Origin of the sequence: Scandinavium lactucae (assembly GCF_033843265.1) — a bacterium.
In the GTDB taxonomy this organism is placed as follows: Bacteria; Pseudomonadota; Gammaproteobacteria; order Enterobacterales; family Enterobacteriaceae; genus Scandinavium; species Scandinavium lactucae.
In genome coordinates this window covers 857,346-883,791 of the sequence record NZ_JAWXRD010000040.1, presented here as the reverse complement: position 1 = coordinate 883,791, position 26,446 = coordinate 857,346, and the positions used below count along the sequence as shown (strand labels likewise).

Here is a 26,446-nt window from a genome sequence, read left to right as displayed (position 1 = left end):
ATCTCAACATAAGCTGGTTTTTTGAATGCAGAACGACAAAGATCTCTCCACGTGGCAGACTTTCCGCCGACTTTGGCCAACCATTGCGCCTTTTAAGGCGGGCCTTATCGTAGCTGCGGTCGCATTGGTTCTTAACGCTGCCAGCGATACCTTCATGCTGTCGCTTCTTAAACCGTTACTGGATGATGGTTTTGGGAAAACGGATCGCTCAGTGCTGCTGTGGATGCCGCTGGTCGTGATCGGATTGATGATCATGCGCGGGATCACCAGCTATATCTCTAGCTACTGTATTTCCTGGGTCTCCGGGAAAGTCGTCATGACCATGCGTCGACGTCTTTTCAGTCATATGATGGGCATGCCGGTGTCATTCTTTGACAAACAGTCCACGGGCACGCTGCTGTCACGTATTACTTATGACTCAGAACAGGTGGCCTCATCCTCTTCCAGTGCGCTAATCACCGTGGTGCGCGAAGGTGCGTCGATCATCGGCCTCTTCATCATGATGTTCTGGTACAGCTGGCAGCTGTCGATAATCCTTATCGTGCTGGCCCCTATTGTTTCCTTCGCGATTCGTCTGGTCTCCAAGCGTTTCCGTAGCATCAGTAAAAACATGCAAAACACGATGGGGCAGGTGACCACCAGTGCAGAGCAAATGCTTAAAGGGCATAAAGAAGTGCTGATGTTTGGCGGTCAGGAAGTTGAAACCAAACGCTTCGATAAAGTCAGCAATAAAATGCGCTTGCAGGGTATGAAGATGGTTTCTGCCTCTTCAATCTCCGATCCTATCATTCAGCTGATTGCCTCTCTGGCCCTTGCTTTCGTGCTGTACGCGGCAAGCTTCCCGAGCGTGATGGAAACGCTGACCGCCGGTACGATTACCGTCGTCTTCTCTTCAATGATTGCCCTGATGCGTCCACTGAAATCGCTGACTAACGTCAACGCACAGTTCCAGCGCGGGATGGCAGCATGTCAGACTCTGTTCGCTATTCTCGACAGCGAGCAGGAAAAAGACGAAGGCACTCGCGTTATCGAACGTGCAAAGGGCGAAGTGATCTTTAACGACGTCACCTTCACCTATCCGGGGCGTGAAGTCCCCGCCCTGCGTGATATCAACCTGCATATTCCTGAAGGCAAGACCGTCGCATTAGTAGGACGCTCCGGTTCGGGTAAATCAACTATCGCAAGCCTGATGACCCGTTTCTATGATGTTGATAACGGCAGTATCCAGCTTGACGGTCACGATATCCGCGAATACACCCTCGCATCCCTGCGCGATCAGGTGGCGCTGGTTTCCCAGAATGTACATCTTTTCAACGATACCGTGGCAAATAACATCGCTTACGCTCGCAACGAAGAGTACAGCCGTGAAGATATTGAAAAGGCCGCGAAAATGGCCTACGCCATGGACTTCATCAACAAGATGGACAACGGTCTGGATACCATCATCGGCGAAAACGGGGTTCTGCTTTCCGGCGGCCAGCGTCAGCGTATTGCCATTGCCCGTGCGCTGCTGCGTGACAGCCCAATCCTGATTCTGGATGAAGCCACCTCGGCCCTTGATACCGAATCCGAGCGTGCAATTCAGGCGGCTCTGGATGAACTGCAGAAAAACCGAACATCGCTGGTGATTGCTCACCGTTTGTCGACTATCGAAAAAGCCGACGAAATCGTCGTTGTGGAAGATGGACGCATCGTTGAGCGCGGTAGTCATCAGGATCTGCTGGAACACCGCGGCGTGTACGCTCAGCTGCATAAAATGCAATTTGGACAATGATCGCCCGCATCTGGTCCGGTGAATCCCCGCTCTGGCTGCTGCTGTTGCCGCTTGCCTGGCTTTACGGCTTGGTGAGCGGTCTTATTCGTCTCAGCTATCGTCTTGGGATCAAAAAAGCCTGGCGTGCGCCGGTCCCGGTAGTGGTAGTGGGGAACCTCACCGCAGGCGGGAACGGTAAAACTCCGGTGGCTATCTGGCTGGTAGAACAACTTCAACTGCAGGGTATCAAAGCGGGCGTGGTTTCACGCGGATACGGCGGCAAAGCGGCGCATTATCCGTTGCTCCTGTCGGCACAAACAACCCCTGTTGAAGCGGGCGACGAGCCAGTGTTGATCTATCAGCGCACCGGCGTACCCGTCGCCGTCTCTCCCAGCCGGAGCGATGCTGTTCAGGCGCTGCTGGCTGCACACGACCTGCAAATCATCATTACGGATGACGGCCTGCAGCATTACCGTCTTGCCCGCGATATTGAAATCGTGGTGATTGACGGGGTTCGCCGCTTTGGCAACGGATGGTGGCTGCCTGCCGGGCCGATGCGCGAGAGAGCCTCCCGCCTGAAAAGCGTGGACGCGATTATCGTCAACGGCGGCGTACCGCGTGCGGACGAAATTGCGATGCGGCTTAATCCAGGCCTGGCAGTGAATCTTAAAACGGGCGAAAAGCGCAGCGTTGCCACCTTAACCGAGGTGGTGGCGATGGCCGGGATTGGACATCCGCCACGATTTTTTGCCACCCTGGAAAGCTGCGGCGTCCAGCCGGTTAAAACGGTCGCACTCTCCGATCATCAGGCATTGAATGCCAACGATGTGCAGGCGCTGGCAAATGACCAGCAAACGCTAGTGATGACGGAAAAAGACGCTGTAAAATGCCGCGCTTTTGCCCGAGACAACTGGTGGTATTTACCTGTGGATGCCGTCTTTGATGACGAGCGTGCCCCACAGTTGATTCAGCAACTGGTCCGCCTGGCGCAGCGCTAGTTTATCGCGTGCGGTGCAGGCAACGCTGACGAGGACTTTACATGTCAGAAGTAACGCTTTCACTTACCGCCGCACGCCATCTGCACCTTGCTGCGCAGGGACTGCTGAAAAAGCCCCGTTGTCGCCCCCAGCCTGCCGACATTCTGTCAACAATCCAGCGTATGTCATTACTGCAAATCGACACCATCAACGTGGTGGCGCGTAGCCCCTATCTGGTGCTATTCAGTCGGCTTGGAGCCTATCCACCGCAGTGGCTAGACGAAGCATTGAGCCGGGGCGATCTGATGGAATACTGGGCGCACGAGGCTTGTTTCTTACCCAGAACCGACTTTTCGCTGGTGCGTCACCGAATGTTATCCCCGGACAAAATGGGTTGGAAATACCGCAAAGAGTGGATGGAGGAACACGCTGCAGAGATTGAAGCGTTAATGGACCACATCCTGCAAAATGGCCCGGTGCGTTCGACAGATTTTGAGCATCCGCGTAAAGGGACCAGCGGATGGTGGGAATGGAAACCGCATAAGCGGCACCTCGAAGGGCTGTTTACCGCCGGTAAAGTGATGGTCATCGGGCGGCATAATTTTCAGCGCATCTATGACCTGACCACGCGCGCCATGCCGCACTGGAACGATGAGTGCGATCTTATTGATCAGGAACAAGCCGAAGCGGTGATGCTACAAAATAGCGCCCGCAGCCTGGGTATTTTTCGCGGGCAATGGCTCGCCGATTACTATCGTCTGCGTCAGCCTGCGCTACCCGCACTGCTCTCACGCTGGCAGGAAGAAGGACGCGTTATTCCCGTCGAGGTAGAAGCACTGGGGCCGATGTGGCTGGATGCGGATTTAGCACCGCTGCTGGAACAGGCTCAGGCGGGAAAACTGACCGCCACCCATAGCGCGGTGCTGTCGCCGTTTGATCCGGTAGTTTGGGATCGCAAACGCGCCGAGCAGTTATTCGATTTTAGCTATCGCCTGGAATGTTACACCCCGGCACCGAAACGCCAGTTTGGTTACTTTGTTCTGCCTTTGCTGCATCAGGGCAAACTGGTTGGCCGAATGGACAGCAAAATGCACCGCAAAACCGGCGTGCTGGAAATCTTTGCCCTTTATCTACAACAAGGCGTGCGGGTGAGTCAGTCGCTGGAAAAGGGCCTGATGCAGGCCATCAATGATTTTGCGCGCTGGCAGGGTGCCGGGCGTATTGAACTCAAACACCGTCCTGAGCAACTTTTCAGCGCTCAGGCGACGGGATGGGAAATTGACGCCGCATAAACAGGCTCTGTGCTATGCTGCGGCAGATACTTTTTCGGTCCATCTGGAGGAACTATGGATCACCGCTTACTTGAAATCATCGCTTGCCCGGTCTGTAACGGGAAGCTCTATTACAGTCAGGATAAGCAAGAGCTTATCTGCAAACTCGACAGCCTGGCTTTTCCGCTGCGTGACGGTATTCCCGTGCTGCTGGAAAACGAAGCCCGCCCATTGAGCGCAGAAGAGAGCCATCCATGAGTTTTGTTGTCATTATCCCCGCGCGCTATGCATCCACCCGCCTGCCGGGCAAACCTTTGCAGGATATCAACGGCAAGCCGATGATCCTTCATGTGCTCGACAGAGCCCGGGAATCCGGTGCGGACCGCATTATCGTCGCGACCGATCATGAAGACGTGGCGCGGGCGGTTGAAGCCGCCGGGGGCGAGGTGTGCATGACCCGGGTTGATCATCAGTCCGGAACTGAGCGTCTGGCCGAAGTCGTTGAGAAATGCGGTTTCAGAGATGACACGCTGATCGTCAACGTTCAGGGTGACGAGCCGATGATCCCACCGGTGATCATTCGCCAGGTGGCCGAAAATCTGGCCGCCAGCCAGTCTGGAATGGCCACACTCGCGGTACCCATCCACGATGCGGAAGAAGCGTTTAACCCGAATGCGGTAAAAGTGGTGATGGACGCCGAAGGCTATGCGCTCTATTTCTCTCGGGCGACCATTCCCTGGGACAGAGACAGCTTTGCCCAAAGCCGCGAAACCATCGGCGACACGCTGCTGCGCCACATTGGCATTTATGGCTATCGCGCCGGATTCATCCGTCGCTATGTGAACTGGACGCCGAGCCCGCTGGAGCAAATCGAAATGCTCGAACAGCTCCGTGTCCTGTGGTACGGCGAAAAAATTCACGTTGCTGTTGCTAAAGAAGTGCCAGGCACCGGGGTCGATACCCCTGAAGACCTCGCCCGCGTGCGCGCAGAATTGCGCTAACGCCCGCTCCCCTCTGCCCGGAGGGGAGAACTTCCCGTCTCGTTTTATCCCTAATTTTTACCTCGTTTTTGATCTTACCCGGTGACATCTCCGGCATCGGCGCTCATTATAAAAACAGTAGTCTTCACAGGGGTAACCAGATATGGAACAACTGCGAGCCGAACTGAGCCACCTGCTCGGCGAAAAGCTAAGTCGGGTGGAGTGCGTGAGTGAGAAAACGGATTCATCACTGTGGTCGCTGTACGATGCTCAGGGTCACCCGATGCCGCTGTTGGCCCGAAGTTTTTCGACACCGGGGCTCGCGCGGCAACTGGCGTGGAAAATCTCGACTCTGGCCCGCAGCGGTACGGTACGGATGCCGGTGGTTTACGGCGTGATGACCCATGAAGAACATCCGGGTCCGGATATCCTGTTACTGGAACGTCTGCGCGGGGTGCCGGTTGAAGCGCCTGCCAGAACGCCCGACCGCTGGGAACAGCTTAAAGATCAAATCGTCGAGGGACTGCTGGCCTGGCATCGTCAGGACAGCGGAGGATGCGTCGGTACGGTCGACAGCACTCAGGAAAATCTCTGGCCGCTGTGGTATCGCCAGCGGGTTGAGGTGCTGTGGGGCACGCTCAATCTCTACAACAATACCGGGCTGACGATGCAGGATAAACGCATACTGTTTCGTACCCGCGAATGCCTGCCCACCTTGTTTGACGGTTTCAACGATAACTGCGTGCTGGTTCACGGCAACTTTACGCTGCGCAGTATGCTGAAAGATTCCCGTAGCGATCAGCTGCTGGCGATGGTTGGACCGGGTGTCATGCTATGGGCCCCGCGTGAATATGAACTGTTTCGCCTGACCGATAGCGGGTTGGCAGAAGGGTTGTTATGGCACTATCTCCAGCGCGCGCCGGTTGCCGAAGCGTTTCTCTGGCGGCGCTGGTTGTATTTGCTGTGGGATGAAGTCGCCCAGTTAGTGAATACCGGGCGTTTCAACCGGGCTAACTTTGATCTGGCTGCAAAATCACTGCTGCCCTGGCTGGTCTGAGCTGCCCTTCAGCCATTGCCAAATGCGACCCAGGGTTTCGTAACCCACGCGGTCGCTGTGCATCAGCCACACCGGAGACGGGATCATGCGCTCCCACGGATTTAGCGGCGAGCTAATGGCCAGCTGATTCGCTGGCGCGGGTAGCGGATGCAGACCTGCATGTCGGAAGAAAATCATCGCGCGAGGCAAGTGCGACGCCGAGGTGACCAACAGGAAAGGCGCATCGCCAATCGCGTCTTTTACCGCTGCGGCTTCTTCTTCCGTATCTTTAGGTTTATCGAGCACTATAATTTCGCTGCGCGGCACGCCGAGGCTTTCTGCCACGCGGGCACCAGCTTCGCCGGTACTCACCGGATTGGTGACCGCAGCGGCACCAGTGAAAATCATCCTGGCACCCGGATTGGCCTGCCACAGGCGGATCCCTTCCGCCAGCCGTGGCAGGCTATTGTTAATCAGATTCGAACTCGGAGCCCACTCTGGGTTCCAGGTGTATCCCCCGCCCAGCACCACAACATATTCCACCCGCTCAGTGCCGTGCCAGGTTGGATAAGTATTTTCAATCGGCTTGAGCAGACTGTCGGCCACCGGCTGTAGGCTTAACAACAGTAGCGCCAACCAGCCGACGCTAAGACAAATCTTACCACTGCGCTGGAAGCGGCTGAACCACAGCAGCACCAGACCCAGCGCCATGAGCAGCAACAAGAGAGGTAACGGTAAAATCATGCCGCCAACAACCTTCTTTAGCGTAAAAAGCATCCTTGTTGGTTCCTTTTTTAACCATCTGACAGGGGATATGCAGGGATATTACACCAGATAGCTTCCCTCTCGCTGTGGGTATGACAAAATAGCGTCTTTGTGGCGAGCAAGTGGAGTCCAGCGTGCAGGATCGCAATTTTGATGGTATCGCGGAACGTTTTTCGCGCAATATCTATGGCACGACAAAAGGACAGCTGCGCCAGGCGATCCTGTGGCAGGATTTAGACGTTTTGTTGGCCTCATTCGGTGAAGGGCCATTGCGCATTCTTGATAGCGGCGGCGGTGCCGGACAAACCGCAATTCGGATGGCAGAGCGGGGGCATCATGTTACCCTATGTGACCTGTCAGCTGAGATGATTGCCCTCGCAAAACAGGCAGCCGTTGAGAAAGGTGTGAGCCACAACATGCATTTTGTACAATGCCCGGTGCAGGATATTGCGGAGCATTTGGAAAGGCCGGTTGATCTGATATTGTGCCATGCAGTACTTGAGTGGGTGGTTAATCCGCAGGCGGTTTTGCACGCGCTGTGGTCGGTGCTGCGACCGGGCGGCGCATTGTCGTTAATGTTCTACAATGCTAACGGCCTGTTGATGCACAACATGGTGGTGACGAACTTTGACTACGTCGACGCGGGGATGCCGAAGACCCGAAAACGCAAGCTTTCGCCGAACCATCCGCGTAAACCGCAAGAGGTATACGACTGGCTGCTGGAAACAGGCTGGCAAATAACCGGGAAAACCGGAGTACGCGTGTTTCATGATTATCTGCGTGAAAAATCAAAGCAGCATGAGCGGTACGAGCAGTTGCTGGCACTGGAAACACGCTATTGTCGCGAAGAGCCCTGGATAAGCCTGGGCCGCTATATTCACGTCACCGCGCTAAAACCGCAGGTAGATACAAGGACTAACGATGAGTGATTTTTCCCAGACAGTCCCCGAACTGGTTGCCTGGGCCAGAAAAAATGATTTTTCGATCTCGTTGCCGGTCGACAGGCTGTCATTCCTGATGGCCGTGGCAACGCTGAACGGCGAACGGCTTGAAGGCGAGCTTACCGAAGGTGAGCTGATTGACGCTTTCCGCCACGTCAGTGATGCGTTTGAGCAAACCAGCGAAACCATCAGTGTGCGCGCGAACAACGCGATCAACGATATGGTGCGTCAACGTCTGCTGAACCGCTTTACCAGCGAAATCACGGAAGGCAACGCTATCTACCGCCTGACGCCGCTTGGCATCGGAATAACCGATTACTATATTCGCCAGCGTGAGTTTTCCACGCTGCGCCTGTCAATGCAGCTGTCTATCGTCGGCGGCGAGCTCAAACGTGCTGCGGATGCGGCAGAAGAGGGCGGGGATGAGTTTCACTGGCATCGCAACGTGTATGCGCCGCTGAAATATTCCGTCGCGGAAATCTTTGACAGCATTGACCTCACGCAGCGTCTGATGGATGAACAACAACAGACGGTAAAAGAAGACATCGCGCAGTTGCTCAACAAAGACTGGCGAGCGGCGATTTCCAGCTGTGAAATGCTGCTGTCAGAAACCTCCGGCACCCTGCGTGAGCTTCAGGATACCCTGGAAGCCGCGGGCGACAAGCTGCAGGCCAACCTGCTGCGCATTCAGGACTCAACCCTGGTGCATGACGATCTGCATTTTGTCGATCGTCTGGTGTTCGACCTGCAGAGCAAGCTCGATCGCATCGTGAGCTGGGGCCAGCAGGCTATCGACCTGTGGATCGGCTACGACAGACACGTGCATAAATTCATCCGTACCGCTATCGATATGGATAAGAACCGCGTCTTCGCCCAGCGTCTGCGCGTATCGGTGCAGAATTACTTCGATGCCCCGTGGGCCTTAACCTACGCCAACGCTGACCGTCTGTACGACATGCGCGATGAAGAGATGATGTTGCGTGATGAAGAGGTCACCGGGGAACTGCCGCCGGATCTCGAATACGAAGAATTCAACGAAATCCGCGAGCAGCTGGCGGCGCTCATCGAACAGCAACTGGCCATCTATAAAGAAAAAGGGCTGCCGTTGGATTTGGGACTGGTGGTGCGCGAATACCTCACCCAGTATCCACGCGCGCGTCATTTCGACATGGCACGTATCGTGGTCGATCAGGCCGTCCGTCTGGGCGTAGCACAAGCAGATTTCACCGGACTGCCGCCGAAGTGGCAGCCGATTAATGATTACGGAGCCAAGGTACAGGCACATGTCATCGACAAATATTGAACACGTGATGCCAGTTAAGCTGGCACAGGCCCTGGCCAATCCGTTATTCCCGGCGCTGGATAGCGCCCTGCGTTCAGGCCGTCATGTCGGTCTGGATGAACTGGACAACCACGCCTTTTTGATGGATTTCCAGGAGTATCTGGAAGAGTTTTACACCCGCTATAACGTGGAACTGATTCGTGCGCCGGAAGGTTTCTTCTATTTGCGCCCACGTTCCACCACGCTTATCCCGCGTTCGGTGCTGTCCGAAGTGGATATGATGGTCGGTAAAATCCTCTGTTATCTCTACCTCAGTCCGGAACGTCTGGCGAACGAGGGAATTTTCACCCAGCAGGAGCTTTATGACGAACTGATGAGCCTGGCAGATGAGGCCAAGCTGCTGAAGCTGGTGAATAACCGCTCCACCGGTTCAGATCTCGACAGACAAAAGCTGCAGGAAAAAGTGCGTTCTTCCCTGAACCGCCTGCGCCGTTTGGGCATGGTGTGGTTCATGGGGCATGACAGCAGCAAGTTCCGTATCACCGAATCGGTGTTCCGCTTCGGGGCGGACGTTCGTTCCGGGGATGATGCCCGCGAAGCGCAGCTGCGCATGATCCGCGATGGCGAAGCGATAGCGATTGAAAACCATCTGCTGCTCAATGACGAGAATGACGATGCTCAGCCGGATACGGATAGCGGGGAGGAAGAATAATGATTGAACGCGGTAAATTTCGTTCATTAACCCTGATTAACTGGAACGGCTTTTTCGCCCGAACCTTTGATCTCGACGAACTGGTTACTACGCTTTCGGGCGGTAACGGGGCCGGTAAGTCCACCACCATGGCGGCGTTTGTGACGGCGCTGATCCCTGATTTGACGTTACTGCACTTCCGTAACACCACCGAAGCCGGTGCGACCAGCGGTTCCCGCGATAAAGGTCTGCACGGTAAGCTGAAAGCCGGTGTCTGTTACTCCATGCTGGACGTAATGAACTCTCGTCATCAGCGCGTGCTGGTGGGCGTCCGCCTGCAGCAAGTTGCTGGCCGTGACCGCAAAGTGGATATCAAACCGTTTGCTATCCAGGGTCTGCCGATGTCCTTCCAGCCGACCGAGCTGGTGACCGAAACGCTGAACGAGCGCCAGGCTCGCGTCCTCACCCTCCAGGAGCTGAAAGATAAGCTCGAAGGGATGGAAGGCGTTCAGTTCAAACAGTTCAACTCGATTACCGATTACCACTCGCTGATGTTCGATTTGGGCGTGGTCGCCCGTCGTCTGCGCTCGGCGTCTGACCGGAGTAAATACTACCGCCTGATCGAAGCCTCGCTTTATGGCGGGATTTCGAGTGCCATTACCCGTTCATTGCGCGACTACCTGTTGCCAGAAAACGGTGGGGTGCGTAAGGCCTTCCAGGACATGGAAGCCGCGCTGCGTGAAAACCGCATGACGCTGGAAGCGATTCGCGTCACCCAGTCTGACCGCGACCTGTTCAAGCACCTGATCTCCGAAGCGACCGATTACGTGGCGGCGGACTACATGCGTCACTCCAACGAACGTCGGGTGCATCTCGACAAAGCGCTGGATTTCCGCCGTGAACTGCTGACCTCGCGTCAACAGCTGGCTGCCGAGCAGTACAAACACGTCGAAATGGCGCGTGAGTTGCAGGAGCACAACGGTGCGGAAGGCGATTTGGAAGCCGATTACCAGGCGGCGAGCGATCACCTTAACCTGGTGCAGACGGCGTTGCGTCAGCAGGAAAAAATCGAGCGCTACGAAGCGGATCTCGACGAACTGCAAATCCGTCTCGAAGAACAAAACGAAGTGGTGGCCGAAGCCGCCGAACAGCAAGAAGAGAACGAAGCCCGCGCCGAAGCCGCTGAGCTGGAAGTGGATGAGCTGAAAAACCAGCTCGCCGATTACCAGCAGGCGCTCGATGTGCAGCAGACTCGCGCGATCCAATACAGCCAGGCATTACAGGCGCTACAGCGTGCGAAAGACCTCTGCCATCTGCCGGACTTAACCCCGGAAAGCGCTGACGACTGGCTCGATACCTTCAAAGCGAAAGAGCAGGAAGCCACGGAAAAACTGCTGTCGCTGGAACAGAAAATGAGCGTGGCGCAAACCGCGCACAGCCAGTTCGAGCAGGCTTATCAGCTGGTGGTCGCCATTAATGGTCCGCTGGGCCGTGATGAGGCGTGGGATGTTGCCCGCGACCTGCTGCGGGAAGGGGTTAACCAGCGTCACCTGGCCGAACAGTCAACCGCCCTGCGCGGTCGTCTGAACGAGCTTGAACAGCGACTGCGTGAGCAGCAGGATGCCGAGCGTCTGCTGGCAGAATTCTGCAAGCGTCAGGGCCGTCATATTGAAATTGACGAACTGGAAGGGCTGCATCAGGAGTTGGAAGAACGCATCTCTGCGCTGTCGGACAGTGTCTCTTCCGCCAGCGAACAGCGTATGACGCTGCGTCAGGAACTGGAACAATTGCAGGGCCGCACGCAAACTCTGCTGCAACGGGCACCTATCTGGCTGGCGGCGCAAAGCAGCCTGACTCAACTGTGTGAGCAGAGCGGCGAAGCGTTCGAGTCGAGTCAGGACGTGACCGAATACATGCAGCAGTTGCTGGAGCGCGAGCGCGAAGCGATTGTTGAACGTGATGAAGTCGGGGCGCGTAAGCGTGCGGTTGATGATGAAATCGAACGTTTAAGCCAGCCTGGCGGCTCCGAAGATCAGCGTCTGAACGCGCTGGCGGAACGGTTTGGCGGTGTGCTGCTGTCAGAAATCTATGATGACGTAAGCCTCGACGATGCCCCGTACTTCTCCGCGCTGTACGGTCCGTCGCGTCATGCGATCGTGGTGCCGGATTTGTCACAGATTGCCGAGCAGCTCGAAGGTCTGGAAGATTGCCCGGAAGATCTCTATCTCATCGAAGGGGATCCTTCCTCCTTTGATGACAGCGTCTTCACCGTAGACGAGCTGGAAAAAGCGGTAGTGGTGAAAGTCGCCGATCGTCAGTGGCGTTACTCGCGCTTCCCGACGCTGCCGTTATTTGGCCGCGCGGCGCGTGAAAACCGCATCGAAGCGCTGCACGCGGAACGTGAAATCCTGTCTGAACGTTTCGCGACTCTGTCGTTTGACGTCCAGAAAACCCAGCGTCTGCATCAGGCGTTCAGCCGTTTCATCGGCAGCCATTTAGCCGTCGCGTTTGAAGCGGATCCGGAAGCGGAAATTCGCAAACTGAATACCCGTCGTGGCGAGCTGGAGCGTGCGCTCAGCAACCACGAAAATGACAACCAGCAGAGCCGGGCACAGTTTGAGCAGGCTAAAGAGGGCGTTGCCCAGCTGAACCGCCTGTTGCCGCGTCTCAATCTGCTGGCTGACGAAACGCTGGCCGATCGGGTGGATGAAATCCAGGAGCGTCTGGATGAAGCCCAGGAAGCCGCGCGCTTTATTCAGCAGCATGGCAACCAGCTGGCAAAACTGGAGCCAATGGTTTCGGTTCTGCAAAGCGACCCGGAACAGTATGAACAGCTAAAAGAAGACTACGCGTATTCTCAGCAGATGCAGCGTGATGCGCGTCAGCAGGCGTTTGCCCTGACCGAAGTGGTTCAGCGCCGCGCGCACTTTGGCTATACCGATTCGGCGGAAATGCTCAACGGTAATAGCGACCTGAACGAAAAGCTGCGCCAGCGTCTGGAGCAGGCGGAAGCGGAGCGTGCCCGCGCACGTGAAGCGCTGCGTCATCACGCCGCCCAGCTCAGCCAATACAGCCAGGTTATGGCGTCGTTGAAAAGCTCCTTCGACACCAAGAAAGAGCTGCTGACCGATTTACATCGCGAGCTACAGGACATCGGCGTCCGGGCTGACAGCGGGGCGGAAGAGCGTGCCCGTTCACGCCGTGACGAGTTGCATACGCAGCTCTCCAACAACCGTAACCGCCGCAACCAGCTCGAAAAAGCGCTGACCTTCTGCGAAGCGGAAATGGACAACCTGACCCGTAAACTGCGTAGCCTCGAGCGCAACTATCTCGAAATGCGCGAGCAAGTGGTTAGCGCCAAGGCGGGCTGGTGTGCGGTCATGCGTCTGGTGAAAGACAACAACGTCGAACGCCGCCTGCATCGCCGCGAGCTAGCTTACCTGTCCGCAGACGATCTGCGTTCGATGTCGGATAAGGCGCTGGGTGCGCTGCGTCTGGCCGTGGCGGATAACGAACACCTGCGTGATGTGCTGCGTATGTCGGAAGATCCGAAGCGACCTGAGCGTAAAATTCAGTTCTTCGTGGCGGTGTACCAGCATCTGCGTGAGCGTATTCGTCAGGATATTATCCGCACCGACGATCCGGTAGAAGCCATCGAGCAGATGGAAATCGAACTGGGTCGTCTGACGGAAGAGCTGACCGCACGTGAACAAAAGCTGGCAATCAGCTCGCGCAGCGTGGCGAACATTATTCGCAAGACCATTCAGCGCGAACAGAATCGTATTCGTATGCTCAACCAGGGCCTACAGAGCGTGTCCTTCGGTCAGGTGAACAGCGTGCGTCTGAATGTGAACGTGCGTGAAACTCACTCCACGCTGCTGGAGGTGCTATCTGAACAGCACGAACAGCATCAGGACCTGTTCAACAGCAACCGTCTGACCTTCTCTGAAGCGCTGGCGAAGCTGTATCAGCGACTGAATCCGCAAATCGATATGGGTCAGCGTACGCCGCAGACCATCGGTGAGGAGCTGCTGGACTACCGTAACTACCTCGAAATGGAAGTGGAAGTTAACCGTGGATCTGACGGCTGGCTGCGTGCGGAATCGGGTGCACTGTCTACCGGGGAAGCTATCGGTACCGGGATGTCCATCCTGGTAATGGTGGTACAGAGTTGGGAAGATGAAGCCCGTCGTCTGCGCGGGAAAGATATCTCACCATGCCGTCTGCTGTTCCTCGATGAAGCGGCCCGTCTGGATGCCCGTTCCATCGCCACGCTGTTTGAGCTATGCGACCGTCTGGAAATGCAGCTCATCATCGCGGCCCCGGAAAACATCAGCCCGGAAAAAGGCACCACGTATAAACTGGTGCGTAAAGTCTTCCAGAATACGGAACACGTTCACGTGGTTGGGCTGCGCGGCTTTGCGGCACAGCTCCCGGAAACCTTACCGGGCACAGCAGACGCTTCGTAGGTGTAAGTCTTTTTTTAAACAAGGGCGACAGCGATGTCGCCCTTTTTGTTTCCTGTTTCCGCCGGGAAGAGGGTATTATCTTTAATCTTCTTTACATTTGGTCAGGCAAAAGTATTTTTGTCTTTATATACTGAGAGTAAGCCCCGGTTAGTACGGGCAGCAATGAACAACAGGGGGCAAGGGATGTCGCTGAATAAATCATATGGTCGTCGGCTGTCAGCGCTAAGTTTATGTCTGACGCTGGCTTTTGCTCCACTGTTCAACGCGCAGGCCGACGAGCCTGAACTGGTGCCAACAGACAGTTCAGCCACACCTGGCGATTCTTCCCAGGCATTGGCCCAGGCGGATGGGCAAGCCCCTGCCGTGGCGATGATGGCCGGGATCCAACCGCTGCCTGACGGTGCGGCCGCCAAAAGCCGGGCCGAGATTCAGTCACTCCTGCCAGCCCAATACACGCCGGTGTATATGAATCAGCTGGCGGCGATGTATGCCGCCAGAACCATGAAGCCGATGTGGGAAAATCGGGAGGCCGTGCAGGCGTTCCAGCAACAGCTGGCCGAAGTCGCCATTGCCGGTTTCCAGCCGCAGTTCACGCAGTGGGTCGAGTTATTGACCGATCCGGCCGTTACCGGCATGGCGCGTGATGTAGTGCTTTCCGATGCGATGATGGGCTATCTCCAGTTCATCAGCAGTATTCCGATGCAGGGCAATCGCTGGCTGTACAGCGACAAGCCTTATACGCTCTCCACGCCGCCACTGTCGGTTATTAGCCAATGGCAACTGGCGCTGGATAACGGCTCCCTGCCGCAGTTTGTGGCCAGTCTGGCCCCGCAGCATCCTCAGTATGCGGCGATGCATCAGGCGTTGCTGGCCCAACTGACCGATTCCCGCCCGTGGCCGCAGCTTACCAGTACCACCAAACTTTCTCCGGGGCAGTGGAGTAAAGACGTTCCGGCCCTGCGCGAAATTCTTCAGCGCACCGGGATGATGGATCCTGCGCCAAATATCGCGCTGCCGGGTGATAACCCAGTGGTCAGTCCGTCTGCATTGCCTGCGAAGAAAACCAAAGCGAGCAGTAACGCGCCTGCGGTATATGATCGTCAGCTGGTCGAGGCGGTGAAGCGTTTCCAGACCTGGCAAGGGCTGGGGGCGGATGGTGTGATTGGGCAATCCACGCGTGACTGGCTGAATGTCAGCCCGGCACAGCGGGCAGGGGTACTGGCGCTCAATATTCAGCGTCTGCGACTCCTGCCGGGCAAACTGTCTACCGGGATTATGGTCAATATTCCGGCCTATTCGCTGGTGTATTACCTTGATGGTAATCAGGTACTGGCTTCCCGTGTCATCGTTGGTCGACCGGATCGGAAGACGCCAATGATGAGCAGCGCCCTGAATAACGTGGTGGTCAATCCACCGTGGAACGTTCCCTCGACCCTGGCCCGCAAAGATATTCTGCCGAAAGTGTGGAACGATCCAGGCTATCTGGACAGACACGGTTATACCGTGTTGCGCGGCTGGAACAGCAACGAGGCTATTAACCCTTATCACGTAGACTGGTCGACGATCACCCCTTCGAATTTGCCGTTCCGTTTCCAGCAGGCACCGGGGGCCCATAACTCGTTGGGACGTTACAAATTCAATATGCCGAGTTCGGATGCTATCTATCTGCACGATACGCCGAACCACACCCTGTTCCAGAAAGACTCACGTGCGCTGAGTTCGGGCTGTGTACGCGTCAATAAAGCGTCTGAACTTGCAAATATGCTGTTACAGGATGCGGGCTGGAATGACACGCGGATCTCTGATGCTCTTAAAGAGGGGAACACGCGGTACGTGAATATCCGCCAGAATATCCCGGTTAACCTCTATTATCTGACGGCCTTCGTCGGCGCAGATGGCCGGGCACAATATCGTACAGATATTTACAATTATGATCTCACCGCGCGATCTGGCGCACAAATCCTGCCAAAAGCGGAACAATTAATCAGGTAAATGAAGAAGTTCAGATAATTCAGGTGTCGTATAAATTAGCCAATTCAGGCCCGAATGGCTACAGGGCCTGAATTGACTGGGGTTAGGGAGCCTTGACGTCGCTTCAAACGGCGGTTAAGGTGCCCTTCGTGCGCCAGAAGTGCATAAATAACGATCACTTACTTGAAGACCTGATTATCATGGACAAATTTGACGCTAATCGCCGCAAATTGCTGGCGTTAGGTGGTGTTGCGCTTGGCGCAGCGGCCATCCTGCCAACGCCAGCATTTGCCACCCTCTCGACACCTCGTCCGCGAGTTTTGACGCTCAATAACCTGCACACCGGTGAGACGCTCAAAGCGGAGTTTTTCGATGGCAGAGGCTATATTCAGGATGAATTAGCAAGACTCAATCATTTTTTCCGTGACTATCGCGCGAATAAAATGAAATCCATCGATCCAAAGCTCTTCGACCATCTGTACCGCCTCCAGGGACTGTTGGGGACCAACAAGCCCGTGCAGCTTATTTCCGGCTATCGTTCATTAGATACCAACGATGAACTGCGCGCTCACAGCCGCGGGGTAGCGAAACACAGCTATCACACCAAAGGCCAGGCGATGGATTTTCATATTGAAGGCGTTTCGTTAAGCAATATTCGCAAAGCTGCGTTATCTATGCGCGCAGGTGGTGTAGGATATTACCCACGTAGTAACTTTGTGCATATTGATACCGGGCCGGTCCGGACCTGGTAACGAAACAGGAGCATCATGAACTATCGTATTATTCCGGTTACGGCTTTCGCTCAGAACTGTTCGCTCATCTGGTGTGAGCAAACGAAACTTGCTGCACTGGTGGACCCGGGTGGCGATGCTGAGCGTATCAAACAGGAAGTGGCCGCCGCAGGCGTGACGCTGATGCAGATCCTGCTGACCCACGGTCATCTCGATCACGTGGGTGCCGCTGCGGAACTGGCACAGCATTACGGTGTGCCGGTTATCGGACCGGAAAAAGAAGATGAGTTCTGGCTCCAGGGACTGCCGGCGCAGAGCCGGATGTTCGGTCTCGAAGATTGTCTGCCATTAACCCCAGACCGCTGGCTTAACGAAGGTGATACCGTCACTGTCGGTAACGTCAGCTTGCAGGTTCTGCATTGTCCGGGCCATACGCCGGGGCACATCGTCTTCTTTGACGCCGCTTCACAGCTGCTGATTTCGGGCGATGTTATCTTTAAAGGTGGAGTAGGGCGTAGTGATTTCCCGCGCGGCGATCATGCGCAGCTTATCGATTCGATTAAGCGCAAATTATTGCCACTGGGTGATGCGGTTAGCTTTATTCCGGGCCACGGCCCAATGTCGACGCTCGGTCATGAGCGCGTACATAATCCTTTCCTGCAGGATGAAATGCCCGTCTGGTAGGCATATCGGAATGAATCAACAAAAAAGGCCGCTTAGCGGCCTTTTTCATTTTGGCTGAATTACAGCACGGCGACGATGGCTTCACACAGCGGAGCCATATTGTCGGGGGTCATACCCGCAACGTTGATACGGCCCGACGCCACGGCGTAAACACCAAACTCTTCACGCAGACGCAGCACCTGATCTTTGGTCAGGCCGCTGAAGGAGAACATGCCGTTCTGCTTCACGATAAAGCTGAAATCGCGATCTGCACCTTTCTCGGCCAGAGTATTCACGAACAACAGACGCATACGCTGAATGCGCTGGCGCATATCGGTCAGCTCTTGCTCCCAGATGGCGCGTAAAGCGTCATTGCTCAGGATAGTCGCCACCACGGCGGCACCGTGAGCCGGTGGGTTAGAGTAGTTAGCACGAATAACGGCTTTCATCTGGCTGAAAGCACGGTCTGCCGTTTCGCTATCGGCACAGACCAGTGTACAAGCCCCAACGCGCTCGTTGTACAGACCGAAGTTTTTCGAGAAGGAACTCGCCACCAGCAGCTCTGTATGAACCGCAGCAAACGCGCGCAGACCTTCAGCATCTTCTTCCAGGCCACGGGCAAAGCCCTGGTAGGCGAAGTCAAACAGCGGGAGCCAGCCTTTATCAACGGACAGTTTTGCCAGCTGTTCCCATTGTTCCAGCGTCGGGTCGATCCCGGTTGGGTTATGGCAGCAACCGTGGAACAGTACCACATCGCCAGCCTGGGCCTGATTCAGGCTCGCCAGCAGGCCGTCAAAATCGAGAGTGTGTTGTTCTGCGTCATAATAGGTGTACTCACAGACTTCCAGACCCGCAGAGTTGAACACGCCTTTATGGTTCGGCCAGCTTGGGTTGCTGACCCACACGCGTTTCACATCAGTGTTTTTAGCGAGAAAATCTGCTGCCACGCGCAATGCGCCGGTCCCGCCCGGGGTCTGTGCCGTACGCGCACGTTTGTCAGATACAATCGTGCTGCCTTTACCGAACAGCAGCTCCTGAGTGCAGCGGCCGAATTCCGCAATCCCATCAATGCCGAGATAGTTTTTGGTGGTTTCGTTTTCCAGCAGATACAGCTCTGCTTTTTTAACGCTGGTCAGTACCGGAGTTTTTCCGGTTTCATCTTTGTAAACACCAATCCCGAGGTTGATTTTTCCGGGGCGGTCATCGGCACGAAACAAATCGGCCAGACCCAAAATGGGGTCGGCAGGGGCAGCGGTAATGTTCTCAAACATGACGAGGTTCCATTGTGGTGACTGAAGGGAAATCCGCTATCAGGTTAACGGGAGATTGACGAAAAGCCAACCGTTTGCGAGAAAAAGCGCGGCGCTTTTCAAAAGTCATTATTAATCACTGCCGGAGATAAAAAAAACAGGGCCGAAGCCCTGTTTTTCAAGCATATAACAAAGTGGCGTACTGATTAGAACTGGTAAACGATACCTACAGCAGCCTGGTCGTCAACAGCCTGACCCGATGCTTTTGCGTAGGCGTTGTCGTCCAGCAGGTTGAATTTGTATGCTGCGTAGACGTTCATGTTTTTGTTGAAGTAGTACCAGGTACCCACTTCTACGTATTTAACCAGGTCAGCATCGCCGCCCGCGAAGGAGCCGTTGCTGTTGGAACGAGCCAGCAGGTCTTTACCTTTAGACTGCACGTAACCGATGGACGGACGCAGACCGAAGTCGAACTGGTACTGAACCACAGCTTCGATGTTCTGCGTTTTGTTCGCGAAGTTGTTGTCTGGCTCGCGAGTCATGTTGGTGGTTTCAGCATACATCACAGCAGCGTAGACATTGTTCGCGTCGTATTTGAATGCAGTAGACCATGCTTCAGCGCGGTCACCACCGGCGCTTGCGTTACCGTAAGTCACACCGTTGATGGTGCGAACTTCTGGGTTAACCTGGTCGTTGGTACGATCAGCAGTTTCATAACCCGCAGCAACGCTGAAGCCTTCGAGGAATTCGTACTGAACGGAGGTGCTCACGCCGTCGCCGTTCGCTTTCGCGCCGTTACCGCCCAGAGAGATATTCTGTGCAGTGCCGTTGTTGTCATCGTAGTTAACGGTAACTGGGCTGTTACGGTCGTTTTTACCCTGATACTGCAGGGCGAAGCTCAGGCCATCAACCAGACCGAAGAAGTTGTTGTTACGGTAGGTCAGCAGGCCAGTAGAACGACCGTTCATGAAGTTGTCGGTCGCCGCCCAAGAGTCGCCGCCCCACTCAACCAGCATATCGGTGTATGCCGCTACGTCGTAGATGGCACCGTAGTTACGACCGTAGTCGATAGAACCAGCGTCACCAAATTTCAGACCTGCAAACGCCAGACGGGTTTTAGTCCCCTGAGAACCTTCAACGTTTGACGCATCCAGGTTGTATTCCCACTGGCCGTAACCGGTGATCTGATCGTTGATCTTAGTTTCGCCTTTGAAACCGATACGAGCATAGGTGGTGTCTTCGTTGCCAGTGTCGCCGTTGGTGGTCCAGATGTGTTCCCCGACTGCTTTACCGTAGAAGTCCAGTTTGTTGGCATTTTTGTTATAGATTTCTGCTGCGTTTGCCGCACCAGCTGCCAACAGGGCAGGGATAACCACTGCCAGGATATTGCGCTTCATCATTATTTATTACCCTCATTGGTTTTTTTATGGACACTTGCCACTGCCGCCAATAGTTTTCGTCAATAAATATTTACGGAACTATTGATGAGAGTTTGGTGTCTTTCTGTGTCTGACAGGCATATTTCCATTCATGACAACGTTTCGCTAGCCTGAAAGTGCTACAAATATCGTAAATAGGTAACAAGAAGAAATAATGTGTAATAATTTGTGTAAATTAGGGAACTTTGTGAACCACCTCAAATTTCCTGCCGTATTGCTGAATTAAACGCCACCTCTATATCTATCTATATGAAAAGCTTATCTTTAATTTTAATAACGGCTTTTCTTATCTAAGAATGATTCTCATCACTATTTTTCTTATGGCCCAAATTTAGCTATTCGTGCGCGTTGAGGCTGTTTGTTTTGTGTGCTAAGCACCAGGGCTTTACTTAAGCGCCAGAGAAGTGTTGTAGGAAATATGTGCAGAAGTATTGCGTGAAATGAGGTGTAACATTTGGGTTAAAGCGAGGGGTTGACCTTTATGTTTGTAGAAATTTGTACACAAATCCTGACAAAGCCAAAAAAAAGCCAGCTCGATAGCTGGCTTTCATCATGGTTGGGTGCTTAGAAGCTGGCGTTACGCGGCGTACGAGGGAACGGGATCACGTCACGCACGTTCTGAACACCGGTGACATAAGCAATCAGACGTTCGAAACCAAGACCGAAGCCTGAGTGAGGCACGGTGCCATAGCGACGCAGATCACGATACCAGCTGTAATCTTCTTTATTGAGGCCCATCTCCGCCAGACGTGCATCGAGAACATCCAGACGTTCTTCACGCTGGGAGCCACCGATGATTTCGCCGATACCCGGAGCCAGAACATCCATTGCGGCAACGGTTTTACCGTCGTCGTTAAGGCGCATATAGAACGCTTTGATGTCTTTCGGGTAGTTTTTAACAACGACCGGTGCCTGGAAGTGTTTCTCAGCCAGGTAACGTTCGTGCTCGGAAGAAAGGTCCACGCCCCAGAATACTGGGTTCTCAAAGGTCTGACCGCAGTTTTCCAGAATCGTAATCGCATCGGTGTAATCAACCTGCGCGAAATCGGCTTCGACAAAACGTTCCAGACGGCTGATGGCATCTTTATCGACACGCTCGGCGAAGAATTTCATGTCATCGGCACGCTCTTCGAGTACCGCTTTGAAGACATACTTCAGCATCGCTTCTGCCAGTGCGGCGTTATCTTCCAGATCGGCGAAGGCAACTTCCGGCTCCAGCATCCAGAATTCAGCCAGATGGCGGCTGGTATTGGAGTTTTCTGCGCGGAACGTCGGGCCGAAGGTATAAACCTTAGACAGCGCGCAGGCATAGGTTTCACCGTTCAACTGGCCTGATACGGTCAGGAAGGCTTCACGGCCAAAGAAGTCTTTGTCGTAATCCACTTTGCCCTGATCGTTACGCGGCAGGTTTTCCATATCCAGCGTGGATACGCGGAACATCTCACCCGCGCCTTCGGTATCAGACGCGGTGATAAGCGGCGTAGATACCCAGAAATAGCCTTGCTCGTGGAAGAAACGGTGCAGCGCCTGCGCCAGAGTATGACGCACGCGTGCGACCGCACCAATCAGGTTGGTACGCGGACGCAGATGCGCCACTTCACGCAGATATTCGATGCTGTGGCGTTTTGCTGCCATTGGATAGGTATCAGGATCTTCAACCCAACCCGTCACTTCAACGTGAGAAGCCTGGATTTCGAAGCTCTGGCCCTGGCCCTGAGACGCCACCACTTTGCCGGTGACAATCACTGAACAGCCGGTGGTTAAACGCAGCACTTCCTGATTGTAATTGGGCAGAGAATTATTGATGACGGCCTGTACTGGATCAAAGCAGGAACCGTCATAGACGGCGAGGAAGGAAAAACCAGCTTTTGAATCTCGACGGGTACGCACCCATCCGCGCACGGTGACTTCGCTGTCAACGGCTACGCGGCCCTGGAGTACGTCGGCTACAGGCACAACGCTCATAGTAATCTCTCTGTTAGTAGTCCGGAATAAAGGTATCAATTTCCGCCCTGATTAAGGGGGATCCCTATGTTACCTGTCATCTTTCTTCAGACAAGAAAAAATCGCTACGAGACGGGGGGAATTGAGAAAATAACAAGAAGAAGGGAGCCCGGAGGCTCCCTTTTGTTGATTAACTGGCCTTTTTGACCTGGGGCAGGTCAAAGGCTTTACGCAGGGCACGCACGAAAGCCTTATCGTGACAGATGGTTTTACCCGGGCTGTCCGACAGCTTGGCGACCGGCTTGCCGTTACATTCCACCAGTTTAATCACGATATTCAGCGGTTTCACCTGGGGGATATCGCAAGTCAAACGCGTGCCGATACCAAAGCTCAAATTCACCCGTGAAGAGAAGTGACGATAGAGGTCAATGGCCTTCGTGAGGTCAAGGTTATCGGAGAACACCAGCACTTTGCTCATCGGATCGATACCGAGCTTTTGATAGTGGGCAATAGCCTTTTCACCCCATTCCACCGGATCCCCGGAGTCATGACGTAAGCCCTGATAGCGCTCGGCGAACTCCGGCCCAAAATCGCGCAGGAAGGCGTCCATGGTGATGCAGTCGGTGAGGGCGATACCCAATTGATCCGGATATTCTTCCAGCCAGGCCGCAAGCGCCACACGTTGGCTGGTGGCCAGATCGGGGCTGATTTGCTGATGGGCCTGGAACCATTCATGGGCCTGCGTGCCCATTGGGGTCAGCGACAGTCGACGCGCCAAATCATAATTGCTGGTGCCAACAAACCACGGCTCCTGCTTCAGACGTTCAACAATGGCTTGCTGCACTTCGCGCGAGAAACGGCGGCGGGTACCGAAGTCCATCAGGCGGAAGCCAGACATGTCGATATCCTGAGTCAACTGATTGAAATCGGTGAGTTTGCGTTCCAGGGTGCCGAGTGCTTGTGCGACGTCGGCGTCGGGCGAGCGGTAACGATGCACCAGCTCGCTGATGACTGCCAGCAGCGGAACTTCCCACATAATGACTTCACGCCACGGGCCTTCAAGGCGAATGTTTAATTTGCCGTTGTCGTTATGAACCGTGACCTGCTGCGGGTTGTAGCGGAAATCGCGCAGCCAGTCGAGGTAATCCTGCTTAAAGAACGGCAGGCCTGACAGCCACTTAAACTCGTCGTCCTGCAGCCGGAGCGACTGCATCGCTTCGACTTGTTCGCGAATAGCATCTGCATAAATCCCAAGCAGATCATCACCGCGGCAGCGGAATTCTGCAGCCACTTGCACATCATAATAATGATGGAAAACGGCCTGCTGCATGTGCAGCTTATAAGCATCTGTATCAAGCAGCGTCTGCAGAACAGGGGAAGCGAATCGTGTCATGGTGCGCAATAGCGTCCTCATAAAGGAGCGTTTAGTACAATAAACAACGCCTGAAACCGCAGGAGTATACCTTGTTTATTGATTTATTGAACCCCGATCACAACACAAGCCGTCAGACGGGTCGAGGGCAAAACGTGCCGCGTGTTATCAATATGTAGCAATTTGCGTGTTTGCCCCTGAAAAGATGAACATTCTGCATAGCGTGAAAGTAACAACAGGAATAGACTGAACCCGATACTTTACAAAAGATGCTAAAGGTTTTTTATGACACAACAGCCCCAAGCCAAATACCGCCACGACTACCGTGCGCCGGAATACCTGATCAGCGATATCGACCTGACCTTTGACCTGGACGCCGCAAAAACCGTCGTGACCGCCGAAAGCCAGATTACGCGTCACGCTGCGTCTGCCACACCGCTGCGCCTCAATGGCGAAGATTTAACGCTGGTGTCGATTCACGTCAACGACCAGCCGTGGAGTGACTATAAAGAAGAAAACAATCAGCTGGTGATTAACGGCCTGCCGGAGCGTTTTACGCTGCGCATCGTAAACGAAATCAGCCCGGCGGCGAATACTGCGCTGGAAGGGTTGTATCAGTCTGGTGAAGCTCTTTGCACCCAGTGCGAAGCGGAAGGCTTCCGCCACATCACCTGGTATCTGGACCGTCCGGATGTGTTGGCGCGGTTTACCACCAAAATCATCGCCGATAAAAGCAAATATCCCTACCTGCTCTCCAACGGAAACCGCGTGGCGCAGGGCGAGCTGGAAAATGGCCGTCACTGGGTCCAGTGGCAGGATCCGTTCCCGAAACCGTGCTACCTGTTCGCGCTGGTGGCCGGGGACTTCGACGTCCTGAGCGACAAATACATCACCCGTTCTGGCCGTGAAGTGGCACTGGAACTGTTTGTCGATCGCGGCAACCTTGACCGCGCGCCATGGGCGATGACCTCGCTGAAGAACTCAATGAAATGGGACGAAGATCGTTTCGGCCTCGAATACGATCTCGACATCTATATGATCGTCGCCGTTGATTTCTTCAACATGGGTGCGATGGAAAACAAAGGCCTGAACGTCTTTAACTCCAAATACGTGCTGGCCCGTACCGATACTGCGACCGACAAAGATTATCTCGATATTGAGCGCGTTATCGGTCACGAGTATTTCCACAACTGGACCGGGAACCGCGTCACCTGCCGCGACTGGTTCCAGCTGAGCCTGAAAGAGGGCTTAACCGTTTTCCGCGATCAGGAGTTCAGTTCCGACCTCGGTTCGCGTGCGGTCAACCGCATCAGCAACGTGCGTACCATGCGCGGGATGCAATTTGCCGAAGATGCCAGCCCGATGGCGCACCCGATTCGCCCGGACATGGTTATCGAAATGAACAACTTCTACACCCTGACGGTGTACGAGAAGGGTTCAGAAGTGATTCGCATGCTGCACACGCTGCTGGGCGAAGCCAATTTCCAGAAAGGGATGCAGCTGTACTTTGAGCGTCATGACGGTAGCGCCGCGACCTGTGACGACTTCGTGCAGGCGATGGAAGATGCGTCCAACGTTGACCTCTCGCACTTCCGCCGCTGGTATAGCCAGTCGGGGACGCCGGTTGTGACCGTGCATGACGATTACAACCCGGAAACCGAGCAATACACGCTGACCATCAAACAGCACACGCCCCCGACGGCTGAGCAGCAGGATAAACAGCCGCTGCACATTCCGTTCGACATCGAGCTGTATGACAACGAAGGTAACGTTATCCCGCTACAGAAGGGCGGTCATCCGGTGCATAACGTCCTGAACGTGACCCAGGCCGAGCAGACATTCATCTTTGATAACGTCTACTTCCAGCCGGTGCCGTCGCTGCTGCGTGAATTCTCCGCTCCGGTGAAACTGGAATACAAATGGAGCGATCAGCAACTGACCTTCCTGATGCGCCATGCCCGCAATGATTTCTCCCGTTGGGATGCCGCCCAGAGTCTGCTGGCGACCTACATCAAGCTGAACGTAGCCCGCCATCAGCAGCAGCAACCGCTGTCGCTGCCGCTGCATGTGGCCGATGCGTTCCGGGCCATTCTGCTGGATGAGAACATTGACCCGGCGCTGGCGGCAGAAATTCTGACCCTGCCTTCAGTGAACGAAATCGCTGAGCTGTTTGAGATTATCGATCCGGTGGCGATTGCGACGGTACGCGAAGCGCTGACCCGCACCCTGGCGAAAGAACTCGCGGACGAATTCCTCGCGATTTACAACGCCAACCAACTGGATGCCTATCGCGTGGAGCACGCCGACATCGGCAAGCGTACGCTGCGAAATACCTGCCTGCGCTATCTGGCTTACGGTGACGCTGAGCTGGCCGATAAACTGGTGAGCCATCAGTATCACCACGCCGACAACATGACCGATGTGCTGGCCGCGCTGGCCGCCGCGGTGGCGGCGCAGCTACCGTGCCGTGACGCGCTGATGCAGGAGTATGACGACAAATGGCATCACGACGGCCTGGTGATGGACAAGTGGTTTATTTTGCAGTCCACCAGCCCAGCGGAAAACGTACTGGAAACGGTACGCGGTCTGCTGAAACACCGTTCGTTCACCTTGAGCAATCCGAACCGTATCCGCTCGCTGATTGGGGCCTTTGCAATGAGTAACCCGGCGGCGTTCCATGCGGAAGACGGCAGCGGCTATCAGTTCCTCGCCGAGATGTTGACCGAGCTGAACAGCCGTAACCCGCAGGTGGCTTCGCGTCTGATTGAGCCGCTGATTCGCCTGAAACGTTACGATGCGGCGCGTCAGGAAAAAATGCGTGCGGCGCTGGAACAGTTGAAAGGGCTGGAAAATCTGTCCGGCGATCTGTTCGAGAAAATCACCAAAGCGTTAGCCTAAATAATAACGCCCG

At 54.8% G+C, this 26,446-nt stretch carries 19 protein-coding genes; 14 read left to right on the top strand and 5 right to left on the bottom strand.

The features are described from left to right. Positions 1 to 25: 25 nt before the first annotated feature. From msbA to SIK69_RS21960, 6 genes are all read left to right on the top strand, one after another. On the top strand, positions 26 to 1,774 hold the full coding sequence (msbA, locus tag SIK69_RS21985) for a lipid A ABC transporter ATP-binding protein/permease MsbA (protein WP_319629835.1): 1,749 nt from the start codon (positions 26 to 28) through the stop codon (positions 1,772 to 1,774). Next, positions 1,771 to 2,751, top strand: a complete 981-nt coding sequence (gene lpxK, locus SIK69_RS21980; RefSeq protein ID WP_319787114.1) for a tetraacyldisaccharide 4'-kinase — start codon at positions 1,771 to 1,773, stop codon at positions 2,749 to 2,751. The genes msbA and lpxK overlap by 4 nt, the downstream gene beginning before the upstream one ends. Before the next feature lie 41 nt (positions 2,752 to 2,792). After that, positions 2,793 to 4,022, top strand: coding sequence for a winged helix-turn-helix domain-containing protein (locus SIK69_RS21975; protein ID WP_319787113.1), 1,230 nt, complete (start codon positions 2,793 to 2,795; stop codon positions 4,020 to 4,022). A gap of 54 nt (positions 4,023 to 4,076) precedes the next feature. Continuing rightward, positions 4,077 to 4,259, top strand: a complete 183-nt coding sequence (ycaR, locus tag SIK69_RS21970) for a protein YcaR (RefSeq protein ID WP_097163568.1) — start codon at positions 4,077 to 4,079, stop codon at positions 4,257 to 4,259. Continuing rightward, positions 4,256 to 5,002, top strand: a complete 747-nt coding sequence (gene kdsB / locus SIK69_RS21965) for a 3-deoxy-manno-octulosonate cytidylyltransferase (RefSeq protein WP_319787112.1) — start codon at positions 4,256 to 4,258, stop codon at positions 5,000 to 5,002. The genes ycaR and kdsB overlap by 4 nt, the downstream gene beginning before the upstream one ends. Before the next feature lie 142 nt (positions 5,003 to 5,144). Further along, entirely contained in the window at positions 5,145 to 6,038 is an 894-nt protein-coding gene (locus SIK69_RS21960) for a YcbJ family phosphotransferase (RefSeq protein WP_319787111.1), read from the top strand. On the opposite strand, the gene elyC is transcribed toward SIK69_RS21960, so the two are convergent. Then, positions 6,015 to 6,794 (bottom strand): envelope biogenesis factor ElyC, encoded by a 780-nt coding sequence (gene elyC / locus SIK69_RS21955; protein ID WP_319629840.1) that lies wholly within the window; start codon positions 6,792 to 6,794, stop codon positions 6,015 to 6,017. The genes SIK69_RS21960 and elyC overlap by 24 nt on opposite strands. Before the next feature lie 122 nt (positions 6,795 to 6,916). Here elyC and cmoM point away from each other — a divergent pair, with 122 nt between their 5' ends. The 7 genes from cmoM to SIK69_RS21920 all read left to right on the top strand — a co-directional run bounded on the left by cmoM (position 6,917) and on the right by SIK69_RS21920 (position 17,551). Continuing rightward, on the top strand, positions 6,917 to 7,711 hold the full coding sequence (gene cmoM, locus SIK69_RS21950; protein ID WP_319787110.1) for a tRNA uridine 5-oxyacetic acid(34) methyltransferase CmoM: 795 nt from the start codon (positions 6,917 to 6,919) through the stop codon (positions 7,709 to 7,711). Beyond that, positions 7,704 to 9,026 (top strand): chromosome partition protein MukF, encoded by a 1,323-nt coding sequence (gene mukF, locus SIK69_RS21945; protein WP_319629842.1) that lies wholly within the window; start codon positions 7,704 to 7,706, stop codon positions 9,024 to 9,026. Before cmoM ends, mukF begins: the two co-directional genes overlap by 8 nt. Further along, complete coding sequence (gene mukE, locus SIK69_RS21940; protein ID WP_319787109.1) at positions 9,007 to 9,717, top strand: chromosome partition protein MukE; 711 nt, start codon at positions 9,007 to 9,009, stop codon at positions 9,715 to 9,717. The genes mukF and mukE overlap by 20 nt, the downstream gene beginning before the upstream one ends. Continuing rightward, positions 9,717 to 14,165, top strand: a complete 4,449-nt coding sequence (gene mukB, locus SIK69_RS21935) for a chromosome partition protein MukB (RefSeq protein WP_319629844.1) — start codon at positions 9,717 to 9,719, stop codon at positions 14,163 to 14,165. The genes mukE and mukB overlap by 1 nt, the downstream gene beginning before the upstream one ends. A 183-nt stretch (positions 14,166 to 14,348) precedes the next feature. Next, the gene (gene ldtD / locus SIK69_RS21930; RefSeq protein ID WP_319787108.1) at positions 14,349 to 16,157 is read left to right on the top strand and encodes a L,D-transpeptidase LdtD; all 1,809 of its coding nucleotides are present in this window, start codon (positions 14,349 to 14,351) and stop codon (positions 16,155 to 16,157) included. 179 nt (positions 16,158 to 16,336) lie between these two features. Then, complete coding sequence (mepK, locus tag SIK69_RS21925; RefSeq protein WP_319630565.1) at positions 16,337 to 16,888, top strand: peptidoglycan L,D-endopeptidase MepK; 552 nt, start codon at positions 16,337 to 16,339, stop codon at positions 16,886 to 16,888. A 15-nt stretch (positions 16,889 to 16,903) separates the two neighbouring features. After that, on the top strand, positions 16,904 to 17,551 hold the full coding sequence (locus SIK69_RS21920; RefSeq protein WP_319629846.1) for an MBL fold metallo-hydrolase: 648 nt from the start codon (positions 16,904 to 16,906) through the stop codon (positions 17,549 to 17,551). 59 nt (positions 17,552 to 17,610) lie between these two features. Here the strand turns inward: SIK69_RS21920 and SIK69_RS21915 are convergent, their stop codons facing one another. The 4 genes from SIK69_RS21915 to pncB all read right to left on the bottom strand — a co-directional run bounded on the left by SIK69_RS21915 (position 17,611) and on the right by pncB (position 23,556). Then, positions 17,611 to 18,801: an amino acid aminotransferase gene (locus SIK69_RS21915; RefSeq protein ID WP_319629847.1), complete on the bottom strand. Its 1,191-nt coding sequence runs from the start codon at positions 18,799 to 18,801 to the stop codon at positions 17,611 to 17,613. A 185-nt stretch (positions 18,802 to 18,986) separates the two neighbouring features. Next, complete coding sequence (locus tag SIK69_RS21910; protein ID WP_319629848.1) at positions 18,987 to 20,180, bottom strand: porin; 1,194 nt, start codon at positions 20,178 to 20,180, stop codon at positions 18,987 to 18,989. A 603-nt stretch (positions 20,181 to 20,783) separates the two neighbouring features. After that, positions 20,784 to 22,184: an asparagine--tRNA ligase gene (gene asnS / locus SIK69_RS21905; RefSeq protein ID WP_319629849.1), complete on the bottom strand. Its 1,401-nt coding sequence runs from the start codon at positions 22,182 to 22,184 to the stop codon at positions 20,784 to 20,786. A gap of 169 nt (positions 22,185 to 22,353) precedes the next feature. Next, positions 22,354 to 23,556, bottom strand: coding sequence for a nicotinate phosphoribosyltransferase (gene pncB / locus SIK69_RS21900; RefSeq protein ID WP_319629850.1), 1,203 nt, complete (start codon positions 23,554 to 23,556; stop codon positions 22,354 to 22,356). 264 nt (positions 23,557 to 23,820) lie between these two features. Here pncB and pepN point away from each other — a divergent pair, with 264 nt between their 5' ends. After that, positions 23,821 to 26,433 carry an aminopeptidase N gene (gene pepN, locus SIK69_RS21895; protein ID WP_319629851.1) on the top strand — a complete coding sequence of 871 codons (2,613 nt, stop codon included), beginning with the start codon at positions 23,821 to 23,823 and terminating at the stop codon, positions 26,431 to 26,433. Positions 26,434 to 26,446: the final 13 nt, after the last annotated feature.